This is a genomic window from Arthrobacter sp. SLBN-122 (genome assembly GCF_006715165.1).
Lineage (GTDB): Bacteria > Actinomycetota > Actinomycetes > Actinomycetales > Micrococcaceae > Arthrobacter.
The window spans coordinates 3,049,641-3,066,930 of sequence record NZ_VFMS01000001.1 but is presented as its reverse complement, the minus strand read 5'-3'; the positions used below and the strand labels follow the sequence as shown (position 1 = coordinate 3,066,930).

10 protein-coding genes are annotated in these 17,290 nt (G+C 60.8%); 7 read left to right on the top strand and 3 right to left on the bottom strand.

The window, feature by feature from the left end:
- Positions 1 to 18: 18 nt before the first annotated feature.
- Together FBY36_RS14225 and FBY36_RS14220 are read right to left on the bottom strand one after the other, a co-directional pair.
- A complete protein-coding gene (locus FBY36_RS14225; protein ID WP_142120378.1) occupies positions 19 to 1,809 on the bottom strand; it encodes a GmrSD restriction endonuclease domain-containing protein in 1,791 nt (596 codons plus the stop codon).
- Positions 1,810 to 3,057: 1,248 nt separating this feature from the next.
- Positions 3,058 to 6,177 (bottom strand): DUF3427 domain-containing protein, encoded by a 3,120-nt coding sequence (locus tag FBY36_RS14220; RefSeq protein ID WP_268815574.1) that lies wholly within the window; start codon positions 6,175 to 6,177, stop codon positions 3,058 to 3,060.
- A gap of 173 nt (positions 6,178 to 6,350) precedes the next feature.
- Here FBY36_RS14220 and FBY36_RS14215 point away from each other — a divergent pair, with 173 nt between their 5' ends.
- The 3 genes from FBY36_RS14215 (at position 6,351) to FBY36_RS14205 (ending at position 11,395) form a co-directional block, all read left to right on the top strand.
- Positions 6,351 to 8,528: an McrB family protein gene (locus FBY36_RS14215; RefSeq protein WP_200830501.1), complete on the top strand. Its 2,178-nt coding sequence runs from the start codon at positions 6,351 to 6,353 to the stop codon at positions 8,526 to 8,528.
- 20 nt (positions 8,529 to 8,548) lie between these two features.
- On the top strand, positions 8,549 to 9,625 hold the full coding sequence (locus FBY36_RS14210; protein ID WP_160141894.1) for a 5-methylcytosine restriction system specificity protein McrC: 1,077 nt from the start codon (positions 8,549 to 8,551) through the stop codon (positions 9,623 to 9,625).
- Positions 9,626 to 9,814: 189 nt separating this feature from the next.
- Positions 9,815 to 11,395: an SIR2 family protein gene (locus FBY36_RS14205; RefSeq protein WP_142120372.1), complete on the top strand. Its 1,581-nt coding sequence runs from the start codon at positions 9,815 to 9,817 to the stop codon at positions 11,393 to 11,395.
- 42 nt (positions 11,396 to 11,437) lie between these two features.
- Here the strand turns inward: FBY36_RS14205 and FBY36_RS14200 are convergent, their stop codons facing one another.
- Positions 11,438 to 12,106 carry an NUDIX hydrolase gene (locus FBY36_RS14200; protein ID WP_235008844.1) on the bottom strand — a complete coding sequence of 223 codons (669 nt, stop codon included), beginning with the start codon at positions 12,104 to 12,106 and terminating at the stop codon, positions 11,438 to 11,440.
- Between the two features lie 93 nt (positions 12,107 to 12,199).
- Here FBY36_RS14200 and FBY36_RS14195 point away from each other — a divergent pair, with 93 nt between their 5' ends.
- From FBY36_RS14195 to FBY36_RS14180, 4 genes are read left to right on the top strand one after another with little or no spacing between them, the layout of a single operon-like run.
- Complete coding sequence (locus FBY36_RS14195; protein WP_142120370.1) at positions 12,200 to 13,162, top strand: ARPP-1 family domain-containing protein; 963 nt, start codon at positions 12,200 to 12,202, stop codon at positions 13,160 to 13,162.
- Positions 13,159 to 14,688, top strand: a complete 1,530-nt coding sequence (locus FBY36_RS14190) for an ADP-ribosylglycohydrolase family protein (RefSeq protein WP_142120368.1) — start codon at positions 13,159 to 13,161, stop codon at positions 14,686 to 14,688. The genes FBY36_RS14195 and FBY36_RS14190 overlap by 4 nt, the downstream gene beginning before the upstream one ends.
- Before the next feature lie 30 nt (positions 14,689 to 14,718).
- On the top strand, positions 14,719 to 15,720 hold the full coding sequence (locus tag FBY36_RS14185; protein ID WP_235008843.1) for a sigma factor-like helix-turn-helix DNA-binding protein: 1,002 nt from the start codon (positions 14,719 to 14,721) through the stop codon (positions 15,718 to 15,720).
- 10 nt (positions 15,721 to 15,730) lie between these two features.
- Positions 15,731 to 17,287 (top strand): TY-Chap domain-containing protein, encoded by a 1,557-nt coding sequence (locus FBY36_RS14180; protein ID WP_442858263.1) that lies wholly within the window; start codon positions 15,731 to 15,733, stop codon positions 17,285 to 17,287.
- Positions 17,288 to 17,290: the final 3 nt, after the last annotated feature.

Here is a 17,290-nt window from a genome sequence, read left to right as displayed (position 1 = left end):
TCAGCCCCAGTGCTTTGGTCAGAGGCTGCGGTAGTAATCCCGAATGTAGTGCGACATCATCAGGCGGCGTTCTATCAAGAACTGTCCGTAAGTCTCCGCTGTGGTGTCAAAAATGGATTCCGGAACAGCGTTCGCTGCCAAGTTCTCCTTCAGCTCGTAACGTTCGGTGATTTCGCCAAGCCGTAGTTCACCGTCATCGATCTGCTGTTTCACCCTTTCCATGTAGTCCGCGGGTGCAGAATCCTTTATGCCGATATTGATGGGCGTCTCTGTCAACGCATAATTTGCGATTTGGTTATAGTCGCTGCGGTCACGAATACCGTTCTTTTGTAGGTAATTCTTCGGGACGAGGTGATGAATATCCCCGGACTCCTCCAGCATGTTGGCCACGGTGATGTTCTTGGAGAGGAATCCCCGCGCACTGGAGTGCACCTGTGCAGCAAGGTACGTTTGAAAGAAGGGGCTGCGGATGCTGGAAGACTCCATCGACATAGGCACCGCTACATCCCAAAAGTTCTCGCTCATAGAAGACCGCTCGATGTTGGCAAGGAACTCGCTGGCTCCGTACTCTGAAATCCTGCGTATATCTGCTTCGAAGGCAGTCTCGAAGGAACCCGTGTACCGGCTGGTGATAAGGGACATAACGAACCACTTCCGAACGACGCGTTTAATGTCGCCCTCTGTGAGCCGTCCCTCGCTACGCAAGTGCAGGTACAAGGCGTAAGCAAAGTTCAATGCGTTCTTAGAACTGATCATGCCAGGAGAAATGAAACCGGCAGACTTAATAGTCATGATGAACTGCTGGAAGTTGTACTCGTTAGCGATTTCAAGCAGAACTTTTTCGAGCCGGGTAAATGACTCCACAGCAAGTTGCTCGTCAAAAGTTCTCGTCTCAAAGTCACGCCCAGACAAAAGGCTAACCAAGGCGGCCACTTTACCTCGCTTGAACTCCTTGATTCCGGCTACACGGATGACGTCGGTGTAAGTGGGATCGTAGAGGTCGGAAGCATCCCGCCTGAGCCAGGCAATTTTCTTCATGTACCCGGAGGAAGCGAAAGCAGTATCGTTCTGCGCGATGTCGTCGTATACATGAGGGGACACCGCCAGGTGACAGAAGTAATCGATGAGTTTCCTAAGGTTAGACCCGAACTCGCCGTGGCTCGCGATCTTGCTCATGGCAAAGTCCGCGCTGCTCAGCGGAACGCCCTTAGAATTGATGCGGATGAAGATCTCTGTCACCGTGGTGATGTCCAGGTCGTCCGCCAGAGTGATAATGCCCACTTGCGCTGTCTTAATCGCCCCGAGCCTACCGAAAGCCTGTTCGACCGCTAATTCATCCGCCCCGGGGTTAGCGGCAATGTAAGTCTTCATGAGGCCGAGGACAGACGGAGCACTAATAAACTCCGCCACGTCGGGAATCCATTCTGGACTTTTGGCAAGCACCGGGGTCAGGGTGGCGAATTCCTCGGTCACCGGGTTAAAAGCAATCTTGATTCGCTTTCTTGCGTATGTCTTATCAACAACTGGCTCCCCGACCAGCGCTGCCGTCATGGCCGTAATGCGCTGCTGTCCATCGATGAGGATCTGCTTGAAGTTTGATTTACTTCCGTCCTTCAATCCAACGTCCAGGCTTTGCCACGTGATCAAGTAACCAATAGGAAAGCCGTTATACAGCGAGTCCATGAGGTCACGAACCTTGGTGGAATTCCATACGAAGGGCCGTTGCATCTCGGGAATCGCCACCTGCCCGCTGCGGACCCACCCAAGAAGCGTGTCCACTTGCTGCTGCTGAACCGTGTACTTCGCCATGATCACTCCCACTGTCCTTCAATATGGTGCTGTCAGCGATGCGACCTGAATGACCGCCTATACAGATTGTGCCTGCTACGGCTCTCCTACTCACGGAGCTGGCAGGGTAGCTAACACTCAACTTGTCGCTGCAACAGCTTGGCGCCCATGAATGTATGGCCGAGCGATCGCAGATGAGGCGCTGAATGCTGTGCCCATAATGCTACGACGGATCAGCGGCGTTTCCCTGTGCCTTGTGAAGCGCCGAGCCTCACTCTGCGCCAGCCGGCATCGGTTTCAATGTCCTGCCGAGCATTGCCTTGAATCAACGTCCAGTGCTCTTCGTCCTTTATGCGGTTTTAGGGAGGCTAAAGGAGCCCTGGGCCTTCTTACTCGGAAGCATGTCGGGGCGTTCCCTGTTTCCGGGGACGGATCGTTCTGATGGCTTTATTTTCAGCGTCGGCCGGGGTGAGGGCTTCGGGCTTTTCTTACGGGCTCTGATTCCTCCTCGAGCCCCCTGACCCACTTTTGGTGCCGCTGTTGCCGAGAGGTTTACTGCCGCCTTACCCACGCCGCTACACAAATCTCCTTGGCCGTTTGCGTGCTTCGTAACCCTTCCAGCCAGAGGCCTGGCCGCCAAGATTCTGTTGCAAGCAGGACACTGCCATTTTGAGTCGCCTGCGCGGGCCGAATGCGCCATCTTTCCCCCAAGGAAGTTGAAGATCGAAACATTGACCGACCTACGACACCAGTAGGGGTCATGCATTTGTTGCAGGGCCTTCACGACGCGTGTCGCCAGCGCGACCGCCGGTGTGATCGAGTACCAAGGTGCAGGCCAACGACGACAGATCGAGATATTAACGGCGTTTCCCAGTTCCTGGAGGTGAGGAGGGTGTTGCTCGGACACTTGTTGAGCCGAGTTCGGGTAAGCCAAAATTCGGTCTGAACGGCCTTCGTATACGAACCCGCTCTGCCTCCCCGCCTCCACCGGAACATATTGGCCCCGTCTTCCATCTGTGTGCTGGCAGAAGCGTTGACCCAGAGAGTAGTTGTTTCTCCTGCCCACAGGATGGGCAACGGCCCATCCGTATAGGCCTGTCTGGTTCAGGTTCAATGATTACCGGATTCATTTGTGCCTCGATAGCGGAGAACGAACGTCCGGATGAGGAACAATATCGGCCTCGAGGACTCGAGTGATCAGGGATCCTGGCATCGTCACTCAAGGTGCCCAGGGCTTTTCACACATAGGGCATTCCCGGGCAATCGGATTCACTGAGCCACCGCCGCCGCCGTAGCGAATACGTCCGTCGGCATTGATCGATGCAACCTCCAGGTAATGCCAATAGGCTTCGCCCCCGCGTGCTGGACGTAGTCGACTGGACCAAGGCACGTGAAAGGCGCGGTCACTCCCGTCTCGTCTTTGGCTGTGTCCCGGGTGAATAGCAGGATGTGAGACTCGTGCTTCAACCGGTCCAGGTAGCGTCGGCCGGTCGGGCTGCTAGGCGAGGTAGCATTCTGGGACTCCCAATGGAACAGCTCCGGGCTGATTGCATAGTCCTTGTACATAGTTGTGGCGGAGTGATTCTTGGCGTCCTTGTTGAGGGTTACGAAAAAGGCATCCGTGGCCGTCGCCGGGCACCAGGCAACGCCCTCACGGTGCTGAACGTTCTTGCCCAGCTCCAGTGAGCCGTACTGCAGGGCGGCCAAGATCTCCTCCCGCCGGTAGGTGGCGTGAGTCAGCAGCGGAATATGCTGTAGCCCGGCACCCAGCCGCTTCGCCGCATGCCTTGACCTTGCCACTCCGAATTCCACCAGCTGGCGAATCTCGCCGCACACAAACCGGTAGCCGCGCAGATGGTCCAGGCCGTCGTCGTAAGTCTTGAATCCACCACCGTCTGGCCACAGGGTGAAAAAAAGCATCCGGGCGAAGGTCTGCTCGCGGGGTCCAAGCTCTGCGTAGGGGGGCGCCTCGGGAGCAACCAGCATTGAATAGGCGGCGGCACGTTCAGGATCGTCGACATGAATCAGCGCGGCCATGCGGCGCAGCAGATTCTCCTCGTCCGCGTTCGACAGCTGCATGACCTTCCCGCGCAGCACGGTCTCCAACGGTGACAACCCTTCAATCACTCCGGCCCGACGAAGGCAGTCAGTCCAGGAGTCTCCGATAGAACGGTAAATTGACTTCACGTCGTTTCCTGACCGCTCCAGATAGGCCGCCAACTCCGTCTCGGCATACGAAGCTACATCCTTAACCAGGTCCTGACGGTTGAATTGCAGCTGTGCCTTCATGTTGTCTAGCACCACCTTCTGCGCCACCCGGTCCAAAACAAGCTGGGAGCCGGACGGCAAGAACGGGAACTCGTCCTTCACAGCCTTTTCCAACTCCTTGGGCCCGTATCCTGTGAGGGCGCGGTAGCGAAGGTCAAAGCGGAACTCGCGGCGCTGCTGGCCAATGAAGTCCAGTACCGTCAGCACGGACTTGTCCTCCGCCCGCCGCAAACCCCGGCCCAGCTGCTGCAGGAACACTGTAGCGCTCTGAGTAGGCCGGAGCAGCAGGATGGTGTCCACTTCAGGCAGGTCAAGGCCCTCGTTGAAGAGATCGACAGCGAAGATGCAGTTGATGGTCCTGTCCCGCAGCTGCTGCAGCGCGAGGGCGCGTTCGCCGTCGTCGGTCTTCCCGGAGACGGCGATGGACGGGATGCCAGCACGGTTGAAGACCTCTGCCATGTAGAGCGCATGCGGCACCGAGACGCAGAAGCCGATGGCCCGCATGTCCGTGGTGCTGGTGACCTTGTCGCGGAGCTCGCGGATCACCTTGCCGGCGCGCGCCTCATTGCCGGTGTAGAGGGCGTCCAGCTGAGCGACGTCGTAGCTGCCGCGCTTCCACTCCAGGCGGCTGAGGTCGACGTCGTCGGAGACGCCGAAGTAGTGGAACGGCACCAGGAGGTCCGCGTCCAGCGCGTCCCAGAGGCGCAGCTCGCTGGCCCGGCGGCCGTCGAAGAACTGCTTGGCGACGTCGACGCCGTCACCGCGTTCGGGCGTGGCGGTCAGGCCGAGGAGCTCCTGGGGGCGCAGGTGGTCGATGATCCTGCGGTAGGTGGGTGCTTCGGCGTGGTGGAACTCGTCGATGACAACGACGTCGAAGTCGTCCGGCGCGATCTTGTCCAGTCTGAGGGAGGCTAGAGACTGGACACTGGCGAAGACGTGCTTCCAATCTTTTGGCTTGTGTTCCCCGACGAACAACTCCCCGAAAGATCCCTTCTGAAGAACTCGGCGGTAGGTCTGAAGCGATTGCTTTAGGATTTCCTGCCGGTGGGCGACGAACAGCAGTTTGAGGTCCCGGCCGGCGGCTTCGTTGAGCCGCTTGTAGTCCAGGGCCGCGATGACGGTCTTGCCTGTGCCTGTGGCTGCGACGAGCAAGTTGCTATGGTGGCCCTTGTCTCGTTCCGCCTCGAGATCTTCGAGCATTTCACTTTGGTGGAGGAAGGGCTGGACTTCCAGCCCCGTGTCTATCTCCGGTGCGCCGGTGGCCCTTCCACCGTTGCGGGCCAGGGCCGCGTCCAGCTTGTCCCCGTCCGTTTGCGGGTCGTAAGGCTGGAAGGTCCGCTGCTCCCAGTAGCTGTCGAACGTGACCTCGAATTTCTGCAGGAGCGCGGGCGTGGCTACCGAGCTGAGCCGGACGTTCCATTCCAGTCCGTCGAGGAGGGCCGCGCTGCTGAGGTTCGAACTGCCCACGTAGGCGGTGTGGAAGCCCGAGTTGCGGCGAAACAGCCATGCCTTCGCGTGGAGCCGGGTGGAGTGGGTTTCGTAGCTGATCTTGACCTCGGCCCCGTACCGGTTGATAAGTTCGTCGATGGCCCGGCGTTCCGTAGCGCCCATGTAAGTGGTGGTGATGACGCGAAGTTTCACGCCCCGGTCCCTGAGCTGCTCGAGGGCCGGCTCGAGGAGTCTGATGCCGGTCCAGCGAACAAAGGCGCAGAGGAGGTCAACCGTGTCCGCTGACTCGATTTCTGCGCGCAGTTCTGCGGCCAGGTTGGGGTCCTCGTTGCTGTTGGTCAGGAGCGCGGAGTCGCTGAGTCTTGTTGTGGGGCGACGGAGCTGGCGGCGCTTGAGCGTATCCGGGCGGTGCAGCGAGTGAAGCACTGTTGGGCCGTCCGCTATGCGGTCCTTTTGCTGCAACGTTTCGAGCAACCGGTTGGCCAGGGCAACTCTGCCTGCGGGCTGCGCGGCAGCGAGAGCGTCGCGAACGGCGTCGGCGACATGACGGGAGAGGATATCAGGGACGTCATCGTCTTCTACGTCCGCAAACATGGGCTCAAGTTCTGCATTGCGGCCCAATCGCTGGCCAAGCAGGTCCGTATTCAGTAGTTCGTATAAACCTGCGGGCAGCTGCTGCGCCGCCCCTCCCCCAATGGAATTAGTCACTGCGCCAGGTTAGCGTGCAAAACCGCAATCACTGCGAAAGATCATTCAGGCGTCATGCACTCAAGATTGCCCTGGGTGGTGGTCTAATGATCCTTGGCCGGATCGGGCCGTTACATGAACACAGGAGTTTCCGAGGCATGTTGTCAGAAGAGGTAAATACCCCGAAGCAAAACTGGTTCGTCGGAGCGTTTTTCTCGGATCGGGACCCCCAGGACCAAACCGCCCGGTTCTTGGCCGAAGGAGTCTGGGAGAACGGCTTTGAGGACCGTCACCTCGACCTCGTAAAATCCATGCGGCCCGGTGACCGCATCGCGATAAAGGCGAGCTACGTGCGGAAGCACGGCGTCCCTTTCGACACTCGCGGCCACCTCGTCTCAACCATGGCCATCAAGGCAACAGGACGTGTCACACGTAACCACGGCGATGGCCGCAGAGTCGACGTCGACTGGAACCCGCTGGAGCAGCCCCGCGAATGGTACTTCTACACGGGACGGGCAACCATCTGGAAGGTGGCTCCCGGGAGCTGGATGAGCGAAGCGCTGATCCGCTTCGCCTTTGACAATGAGCAGCAGGACATCAGCAGGTTCCGCAACGATGCGGCCTGGTCCAAACGGTTTGGCGATGAGGACCCGAGTCCCGAAGAGGACTTCCAGTGGACGCCGTTTTATGAAGAGTTGGCCACTGCGTTGCTTTCGTACAAGGATCGTCGGGGCGAGCTCCTGGCAGCTCTCCAGAACCTACAGACGCGTCACGAGAATCTTAACTATCTGACGGACAAGGATGAGAACGGCGTTTCCATGCCGCTTGACGATATCTGCCCGTTTACTGTACTCGGGTCCTTCAATCGCGGAATTACCCATACGAAACGTACGGCTTTGGCCGGAGACTGGGCCAAGGCCTTGGGCGTGTCGACGCCCCCGCCTACTGCTTTCGATGCAGTACCCCTGCTGAACAACCAGAACTCGTGGTTCTTTTCCTACAAGCCTGAAAGGGCGCCCGGCGACATCGATGCACTGTGGGACGCTTTTGAAGCAGCGCTTCACCTGGCCAGCTCCTCAGAGGATCAGGCGCGAATCAGGTTTGCCGAAGCTTATGACCGTGCCCGCAGTATTCGTGGTGTCGGCGGAAAACTGAGTATGGGCATGTTCTGGATCAGCCCTTGGAACTTCTTGCCGCTCGACGGTCAGTCGCGACGTTACCTCAAGACCGCTCTAATGCTGGACGGGAACCTGTTCCAGGCGGACGGCAGCCGATACCTGGACATATTGGACACTCTGGTAGCCAAGTTCGATGATCCTGAATATCCGGTGCATTCCTTCCCTGAGCTTTCGTGGACGGCATTCCTCGACCCGGCCGGGCGGACCGATTCGAGTGACGAGGCGGACGGTGATCCAGTGGAGTTGGCACCAGCGTCCCCAATAAAGCCATATTCGGTCGCCGACATTGTCCTCGACGGTTGCTTCGTGTCGGAATCCGAGCTAACGGACATCCTGGGGCGTTGGCGGTCAAAAAAGAACATCATCCTCCAGGGCCCTCCCGGCACGGGCAAAACCTGGCTGGCGCGACGACTGGCATACGCATTGATCGGCAGTAAAGACCTGAAGTCGGCTATCCGCGCCGTGCAGTTCCATCCGAACATGTCATACGAAGACTTCGTACGAGGGTGGCGTCCCGGCTCTGACGGCAAGTTAACCTTGGTGAACGGGCCTTTCCTTGAGATGGTTGAGCGCGCAAACGCAGCTCCCGAGGTGCCTCACGTCGTTCTCATAGAAGAAATCAACCGCGGAAACCCCGTCCAGGTTTTCGGTGAGCTCCTTACACTCATCGAGGCTGGGAAGCGCTCTCCCCGGGAAGCTCTCCATCTTGCTTATCCGCGTGCATCCGACGAGACGGTCCATGTCCCAAGCAATCTCTACATCATTGGCACGATGAATCTCGCAGATCGTTCCCTTGCCATCATGGACTTGGCGTTCCGCCGGCGATTCGGGTTCGTTTCGCTCGCGCCTGCCTTGAACGAGAGCTGGTTGCAGTGGATGAAAGCCAAACACAACGTCGACGTAGCCCACCTCGAGACCGTCCGCCGCCGCTTTGACGCTCTAAACGCATCCATCCAGGACGACTCGACGCTGGGAGCAGAGTTTATGCTCGGCCACAGCTTCGTGACGCCACCGGCAGAGGAGCGTGTCGATTCGTACGTGAGCTGGTTCCGAGCCGTAGTAACGACAGAAATTGCTCCGACACTCAAGGAATATTGGTTTGAAGATCCCTCGTCAGCGGAGGCAGAAGTGTCAAAGCTCGTCGAGGGACTGAATTAAAAGTGGGTCCGGATGCTTTCGTGGTCGTTTCCGGAAAAACCCGTATTCCAGTCAGAAACCTCTGGCTGCTTTTGCTGTATGCATCCGATTTCTATAAAACTGGAAGCCCCTCGCTAAGCGGCATTGAAGAGTATCCGGAGCGACTACCAGACCTACTAGGTGAGATACTTGTCGCGAGCGTAACGGACCGCCTGAAGAAGCCGCTAACACCGGGATTTGCTCCTACTGAAAGCGACCTCCGGCGAGTCCGCGGCCGAATTGACGTCGTGCGAACAGAGTCTCATCAGCTGCTGAGCCGGGGGCAAGTGGCGTGCCGCTACGAGGAATTGACCGTCGACACTCCCAGAAATCGGCTGGTTCAGGCCGCTTTGACGTTTTTGGCTCCCTTGGTCGTCTCTAAATCGCTGAGCCATCGGTGCCGAGCCGATGCTAGGCGGTTGTCTGATCTTGGCGTCAGGGGCACCGATACACGATCGGCTGTCCGCGACACGACCGTTCGGTTCTCACGCAACGATGTGCAGGACAGGGCGGTCCTGCTCGCGGCTCGCCTGGCCCTGCAACTCATACTGCCAAGCGACGAAGGAACCGGAAGGCTTCGACGATCAAGCCTCACTGACCATGAGTTCCGGCGCCTGTTCGAACGGGCGGTGGGAGGCTTTTACCGGGCCACGGCGGTTACATCCGGTTGGCAGACCAAGGCGGGACAGTTCATTTCCTGGAACTCCGCGCATGCAACCCCAGGCGCCGCCGCGTTCATTCCTAAAATGCAGACGGATATTCTGCTGGAAAACTCCACGGCCAAGCGGCGTATCATCATCGACACAAAATTCACTTCTGCACTAGCTAAGGGCCAGTTCGGTGGAGAGACCTTCAAGAGCGGCCATCTCTATCAGATTTACACTTATGTCCGGTCTCAAGAAGCCGCAAACGATCCTCTCTCACTGTCTGCGGAAGGCATCCTGCTGTATCCCTCTGTTGGCCAATCAATCCGGGAGAGTTTCGACTCGAGCGGCCATCGGTTCGCGGTAGTCACGGTTGACCTCGGAAGGTCGGCGATCGAGATTCGCCAGCAACTGCTGGACGTTATTGCGCTGTAGATAGCTACATCTGATTGCCGACAACTCGACCATCATGTTCCGGACCCAGTTCTTTGGCTTTCCTACGCGTTTTCGATCACCACGTGATGGACCCACGACCGAATCATTGTCATGCCTGTACTGACCGGCCGTAGATCCCCACTGATTGGCTTTCGGCAACCGCGTCCCCGCATCTGATAAACAGATTCAATGACTCAACCGCACGTTTTCGTAGCCATGGCTGATATCCTCAACCTCCAATGTGACGCGTGGCTGCTCCCCACCGACTCCAGGGTCACCGTCGAGCAACATTGGCTTATGGCCCATCCAAATCTGCGGACAATGGCGTTGGCGTCAGCCTCGGCAGAGTTCCGTAACGGAACGGTGCTGGCCGAGCCAATCCGTCCTTGGGACCCGGCGGAACCGTTACCGATCATGACCGCAGTCCCGGACGACGGCAGGTGGGGCGCCACCGCCGTCGCCGAACGCCTTGAAGCATTTGTTCGCAGCGCCCTTACGGCGCTACCTGCTCGGTCCGATCACCGGCCTCACCGGCTTCTTGCCTTGCCCTTCTTTGGGACCGCCGGCGGCGGCGCCGGGGGTCACCTTGGCGCCGCCCTGCGCGCAATCCTGGATTCTGCCACCGAACTTGCGGCCCGATTCGGCGTCGACCTCGTGCTAGTGCTGCGGGACAGGTCCGCGTTCTCACTGGCCCAGAAGCTCCGGCGGGAGGCGACCGCTCCCTCGTCCTGGCCATCCCTCGATGGCCACCTCCAGGAGAAAGCGAAGTCGCTTGGCCAAATTGCAGGAGCCGGACACCTCGTGCCGTTCCTAGGCGCCGGCGTCAGCGTCAGCGCCGGTGCGCCAAGCTGGGGCCAGCTTCTCGACACGCTGCGGGCCGGTATCCACTTGAAGGAAGCAGAGGCGGAGGCGTTTCAGGGGCTCGGCCTGCTTGACCAGGCCGGGGTGCTCGAGCAACTCTATGCCGACCAGCACGGGTCCACTGCGGCCTTCGGACAGGCGGTGGCGGAAGCAGTCGATCTGCCGAGGTACGGGCTGGCGCCCGCTCTGCTTGCCACGCTGCCCTCCCCCGGGGCGATCACCTTGAACTACGATCGGCTTTTCGAAATGGCTTGCAGCGACGCCCAGCGTCCGCGGACCGTCATACCTGAGAACATTCCCGCAGTCGGCAACAACTGGCTACTGAAACTTCACGGGTCCGTGAGCGAGCCGGAGAGCATCGTGCTGACCCGAGACGACTACCTCGGCTACAACAGCAACCGCGATGCGCTATCCGCGCTGGTCAAGGCGCACTTGCTGACCCATCATTTGCTGTTTGTCGGCTTCGGGCTCGCCGACGACCATTTCCATGAGATCGTCCACGACGTCCGGCGCGCACTTCCTATCGACGCCTCCAAGAACCACCAGATGGGCACGGTGCTCTCGCTCTTTCATGAACCACTGCAAAAGCTGGTCTGGGCAGGGAAACTGGACATCCTCCCTATGGCCGGCGCGCCGGCGTCCGACGCCGGCCCGGCCGACGTTCACACCGCGCTCGTAACAGCTGGAAGGGAGCTCGAAATATTCTTGGACATGATGGCCACCTGCGCGACGGACAACCATTCGTATCTGTTGGCCCCCGCTTATAACCAAGGACTTGGCGACGACGAACTCCACTTACGACGGCAGCTCCTTGCCCTCGCACGCGAAGAGCGATCAGCAGGGACGGCAGAAGTGTGGGCTGTGCTCGACAAGGCGCTCCGGGAACTGGGGCTGGGAGACCTGCGATAGAGCTCGCTCGGCCTTGGCGAAATTTAGGGTGCGCAGGTCAGCTCAGTTCGCCCGCCGCCACAACCGCGAAGGCCTCCCCCGCGTCCCGTCCGACATCTGCTCGGTCCCAACCAACTTCGGCTCCATGAACCGCCGGAACGTGTCGCGCATCAACGGCACGCCCGCCACCACCTCATGCAGATCCCGCAGATCCTTCAGCGTGAAAGGTTCATCCAGCAACGCCCCGGGATCCGGCGCCTCCTCATAGGCAGCCCGTAGCCACTCCTTCGCTTTCGCCACGATGTCCGCGTGCCCGTACGGCAGTCCGGCGATCAGCTCCGGTTCCCTGTCCACGGAAGCCAGCCGGACGCCGTCGGACTTCAACGCCTCCTGCAATTCCGCGAGCGGGACCACGTCCACATGGGCCACCGACAGGACCCAGCCGCGGTCGTCGCGGCCCGGCTCGTCGAACACCTCCAGCTGCCGCGGCACCCGGCCGGAAATCCCCGCCTTTTCCCGCAGGCACCGCAGCACGGCGTCCGCCAGGGTCTCGCGCTCACGCAGGAACGTTCCCGGCAGCGCCCACTTTCCGTGCTGGTGGTCATCGGCGCGGCGCACCAGCAGCACGCAGAGGCTCCCTCCGGAAACAGTCAACACCGCGGTATCCACCGCCACCGACGGGCGCGGATAGTCGAGCAGGGACATGCCTGGGCCGTTCTTGGAATCCTTCACATCTCCATTTATCGCAGTATTGCGCTAAAGAAGCAAGGCGTGCATACTGGAGTCAATTAGCGCAGAAATGCGATAAAGCATCTGGAGGTCACCATGAAAGTTCCCCAGCTTCACGTCGGCGCCGGCACCCACCTCGGCCCGCTCAGCATCTTCCCCGTCTGGACGCCCGATCCCGGAAGCCTCGGCATCAGCACCGGCACCCACGCCAACGTCGCTGTCACCGAACTGGCCAGCGGCGCCCAGGTATCCCGCCTCACCGTCACAAACAAGGGCCCAAACCCGGCACTGCTGCTCGAGGGTGAGCTGCTCGAAGGCGGCCAGCAGCACCGGACTTGCGCCCGCGACGTCGTCCTTGGCCCGGGAGAGACACGTGACATCGACACCTTCTGCGTCGAGGCCGGCCGCTGGGAAGAAGGGCAGAGCAGCCACCGACGCCAGGCACGCCGTGCCCCGCTTAACGTCCGGGCCGAGCTGACCGGCACCGGCAGCGGGCGCGGAAGCAACCGGCAGGGCCGCATCTGGGAGCGCGTCAACCGCTTCGACAACGTCCGGGGTGCCTCCGCCACCAGCTCGCTGCTTCAGCACCTGGACTGGTTCAAGGACGACAAGGAGGAACGGAACCGCTTCGACCCCGCGGAGGCTCCGCAACCTCTCGAGGGCCAGCGCGGCGTGGTGATTGGGCTCGGGAACCAGCCGCTGCTCCTGGAGGTCTTCGGCACCAGCACGCTGTTCCGCCGCCACTACCGGCAGCTGATCGAGGCGGCGCTGCTGGATCTGGAACTCCTGCCGCCCCAGGCGCTGGCGTTGGGTCCGATGCCCGGCCAGCGGGCCCGCGACTTTGCCGCCCACGTGCAGGCCGTGGACTTCGGAACGTTCGACGACGGCCCGGCAGCTTTGGAGGTCCGGGACCATGGCTCCCTCCGCAGCCGCAACGTCTCCCGCACCGCAGGGCCTGTCACCGCCGCTGGCATCGCCGTCGCGCTCCCCCAGCGCCGCCCGCAACTGGCGCACCTCACCGGCTGGAACACCCAACACCCCCTGATGGAGATGGCATGAAACTGAACCCCCTGCAGAATGACCGTGCCGCCGGCGTCCTGGTCGCCCTGGCCGCCGGCGACGCCCTCGGCGCCGGCTACGAGTTCGGCGCCCCGCTGCCGGACGGCGCCGAAGTGACCATGAAGGGCGGCGGACCGTTCGGGTTCGCGCCGGCCGAGTGGACGGACGACACCTCCATGGCCATCCCCATCGCCGAGGCGCTGCTGGAGTCCGCGTCCGGCGCCACCCCCTCCTCCCCTGCAGCTCTCACCATGGTGGTCCGGGCCTGGACATCTTGGGCGGCGGAAGCGAAGGACGTCGGGGCACAGACGAGCTCCGTCATCGCTGCCGCCCGTCGGCTGGCTGCTGCTGCCGGGCGGAAGGTCACAGCCGCCGACTTCACTGCCGCGGCCGCGGACTTCCATGCCCGGACCGGCCGCAGCGCCGGCAACGGGTCGCTGATGCGCACCGCCCCGCTGGCCCTCGCCTACCTGGAGCGGGAGCCTTCCGAACTGGTGGCTGCCGCCGGGGTGGTGAGCGCCCTGACTCACGCCGACCCTGATGCCCAGGAGGCGTGCGGGTTGTGGTGCGTTGCCGTCCGCCACGCGGTTCTTACCGGGCGGCTCGATGTCCGGGTGGGTCTGCCGCTGCTGTCCGAGGAGCGGGCTTCGGTTTGGCTTGAGCGGATTGAAACGGCCGAGCGGTGCCGGCCCCGCGACTTTACCCGCAACGGCTGGGTGGTGGAGGCCTTCCAGGGCGCTTGGAGTGCCATCCATTACGCGGGCCGTTCAACTGTTGGCCCCGCCCACCTTCGGGCTGCTTTGGAGGAGGCGGTGCGGGGTGGACGCGATACCGATACTGTGGCCGCCATCGCCGGCGGCCTGCTGGGTTCGGCGTACGGCTACACCGCGGTGCCTTTCGAGTGGCGGCAGCGCCTTCATGGCTGGCCGGGGCTGCGCGCCCGTGACTTGATGGTGCTGGGCATGGAGCTGGGCCGCGGCGAGGGCAGGCGGGCAGCGTCCTGGCCGCGGGCTGAACGACACGACTACAGCATGTGGGGCCGCACAGACGCGCTGGTCCGGCACCCGCACGACGACGGCGTGTGGCTGGGCGGGGTTCGCTCACTTGAGCGGGTGGCTGAGTTGGGGATTGATGCGGTGGTGTCGCTTTGCCGGCTGGGGACGCTGGACGTGCCGGGCGTGGAGCCCGAGGACCATGCCAGCTTCTGGGTGGTCGACTCCGCTGTTGAAGGCGACAACGCGCATGCCTCCTTTGTCCTCGGGGAAGCGGCGGCCGCCGTCGAACATTACCGCTCGGAAGGCAAGACTGTGCTGCTGCACTGTGTCCGGGCGGAATCCCGGACGCCGACTGTCGCTGCTTTGTATGGTGCCCGCGTTGCCGGCATTTCTCCGCTAGTGGCTCTGGAGGATGTGCGGCGGGCACTGCCTAACGCACGGCCAAATCCTCTCTTCGCCAGGATGCTGGCAGAAGCCGAAACCACCACCAATCCGGTGGCCGGTGGTGCCACGCGCGCAGGTGCCCAATAAATGTCCGAGGCTGCTGATAGGAATATGACCATGACAACAACTCCTGAACTCAGCCGGGAGCAGCGCGATGCTGCGATGGTTGAGCGCTACGCCGATGGTGAGACGCTGGACGCTATCGGCCAGAGCTTCGGCATTACCCGTGAGCGGGTCCGGCAGATCATCGCCAAAGTGGGTGGGACGAACGCCGAGGAATCCCGCAAGAAAAGGGCCGCCGATCGAGAAGCTCTCGTTCAGGACAGTTACAGAGCCTTCCTCTTTAGTTATGAAGAACTCGCCCGGCATATGGCACGCCGTGGGTGCACCCGTGTAGACGCTATCAACAGGCTTGAAAGTCTCTATCCGGGCATCAATATAGAACTCGCTGAAGACGCACTCAGGTCCTCCGATATCGTCTTTGACTCCAGCCAAACGGACGATATCTTCTCTAAGGAAGCGGTAGCTGCCGGCATCTGGTACTTGCTGGGTTCTGATTTGGGCCTCCCCCCGGATAGGGAGTGGGCGGCTGTACATCTTGAACTGTCCCTGATGTCCGAGCTCCGTGGCGCGCTTGAAGCAGCAGAAGTGACACCAGATGATGTGGCCACCATCCTCGGGGTCATCGGAGCGGCGCAGAAGCACGTCGAAGAGAACCCGTCTGCCAGCATCACGGCGCAGCGCTATCACCGGCTTCGTGGGGAGCTGATTCCCGGCCTGGGCTTGGTCTCTCGCAAAGGTTCGAACGCTTGGCCACCAACGGGCCAGACCTTGATGAAGCGCTTCGGAAGCTGGAATGACGCGCTTGAAGCCATGGGAATTGGAACCACAAGACAGGGCCGGCCGAAGGGTCTGGTCAAATTCACGCGCGAAGATTATGACAATGCTGTTCGAAACTATTGCTCGGCTGCACGGGCAGCCAATACGAAGGCGACGAACGCGGGATATGACGCGTGGGCAAGGGCAGAGCGCGCTGAGGGCCGAGAAAGACCATCCATAGCCGCGGTACGAGGAATCTACGGCTCGTGGTCGAACGCCGTGCGTTCGGTACAGGAATAGGCACTTGGAGATGGGGGAAGACTTGCTGGAACAGCATGAGGACGTGCACAGCCAAGATCTAGCGTCAGTTGACGTGCGCGAACCCTATCGCCGGGGTGATCCGCTCCGCTTTATCGCGAAGGCGAAGGGGTGCAGCACTGAAGAAGTGTCCCTTCTGGCCCTGACCCAGGCTGACACGAATGACGAGTTGGAGCGCTCACGTGCGGTTCGTCGGCGCTGCCTGGCCACCAACGAGGCCTTGTTAGGCAATGAGGAAATGGTCGAGCGGCTTTTTGCCTCGGGGATTGACCGCGACGAGATACCCAAAGTTTTGACTGCGCTGGGTACCTCAATTGATGTTCAAATCGCCGCGGAGCTTCTTCACATTCCTGGTATTCCTGGTGGTCAATCAGTTGACGAACTTCCTTCACGCCGGCTGGTTGACAAGCTAAGCCTGCTGTATGTGGCAGGAGTGCACCATCAAGTCAAACCAGATTATCAATTGGCACTGGGAAAGATATCACTGCCCGCAGTATCAGAGCTCCGGGGCCTGTTGAATCAGCGCTTGCCGTATCGGCGCATGGCCGAGATTCTAGCCGTAATCGAAACGACAGCTCTTGCTATCCGAGCTAGAACAATCACGACCATTTCTCACGAGGACTACGAGAGCGCTACGCGGGCAGTATCGAGGCGCCTTGGTTCGATTACGAACGACCCGGATGACCCCTGGCCCGTTCCGGGACGAACCTTGCGCGCACGCTACGGTCACGGGTCCTGGGAAAGTTTGCTGAACTCGGTAGGTATGCGACTTCTGTCCAGTGACCACCGCTTCACTGAGCTGGACTACTTGGACGTCCTCGACCGTTCCACCGAGGAATGCATGCAATTCGGGAATCCCATGGACGTAGAGTTTTACGACCAGTGGATCATCGCGGCCGCCGCGGTGAGAGAAGAACATCCTTCAGCCGTAGAGCTCATCCGTCGCTACGGTAGCTGGGAAGCCGCCATCGAAGTCATTCTCCCGCAAGAGGAAGAAGTCGACGAAGAGCCGGACACCCACGAGTTCTACTGGGGCTTTCCATTTGGATTTGAGGATGAAAGCCTGGCCATCAATGAGGCGAAATTCCAACGTGAGACGGAGGAATGGCACCAAGCAGGCGAACTCATCGGTCAACTCTTGGCAAAGATGCCGTGGAACAGCTTTCTCCGCGTCGAATACGACGGCAATGAGGAGATCACGACTCGGCCCTATGCGCAGGCGACGCCGAGCGCCGACGGTGTGTGGTGTGAAATTGTGTCTGAGCAATACCTGCCGGCGGCTGAGTGGCCCATCGATAGGCGCTACCTGGAGAAAAGCCGCTGGTCAGCACCGGACGAAGAGGTTCCAAACTGGCGCAAGGAGCGGGTCCCAGCGGGCGAGGCGGGACATGCGATCGTACGTGGTCTAAGGCACGGACGGCGCTGCCAAGACGCAAATAAACTCCGCTGGAGCACTGGCGAGTTTCCATCGGGACCGGGGCCGGATGGAGGCGTCACAATAGAACGGGCTTTGGAAGGCGAAGTCCAGTCACTCCGGAATGCGGCCTAGAGC

Excerpts from the sequence above, each read along its gene's own strand:
- FBY36_RS14205 (WP_142120372.1), top strand. The coding sequence starts at position 9,815 with ATGACTCAACCGCACGTTTTCGTAGCCATGGCTGATATCCTCAACCTC.
- FBY36_RS14180 (WP_442858263.1), top strand. The coding sequence starts at position 15,731 with ATGGGGGAAGACTTGCTGGAACAGCATGAGGACGTGCACAGCCAAGAT.
- FBY36_RS14190 (WP_142120368.1), top strand. The coding sequence starts at position 13,159 with ATGAAACTGAACCCCCTGCAGAATGACCGTGCCGCCGGCGTCCTGGTC.
- FBY36_RS14225 (WP_142120378.1), bottom strand. The coding sequence starts at position 1,809 with ATGGCGAAGTACACGGTTCAGCAGCAGCAAGTGGACACGCTTCTTGGG.
- FBY36_RS14215 (WP_200830501.1), top strand. The coding sequence starts at position 6,351 with ATGTTGTCAGAAGAGGTAAATACCCCGAAGCAAAACTGGTTCGTCGGA.
- FBY36_RS14185 (WP_235008843.1), top strand. The coding sequence starts at position 14,719 with ATGACAACAACTCCTGAACTCAGCCGGGAGCAGCGCGATGCTGCGATG.
- FBY36_RS14195 (WP_142120370.1), top strand. The coding sequence starts at position 12,200 with ATGAAAGTTCCCCAGCTTCACGTCGGCGCCGGCACCCACCTCGGCCCG.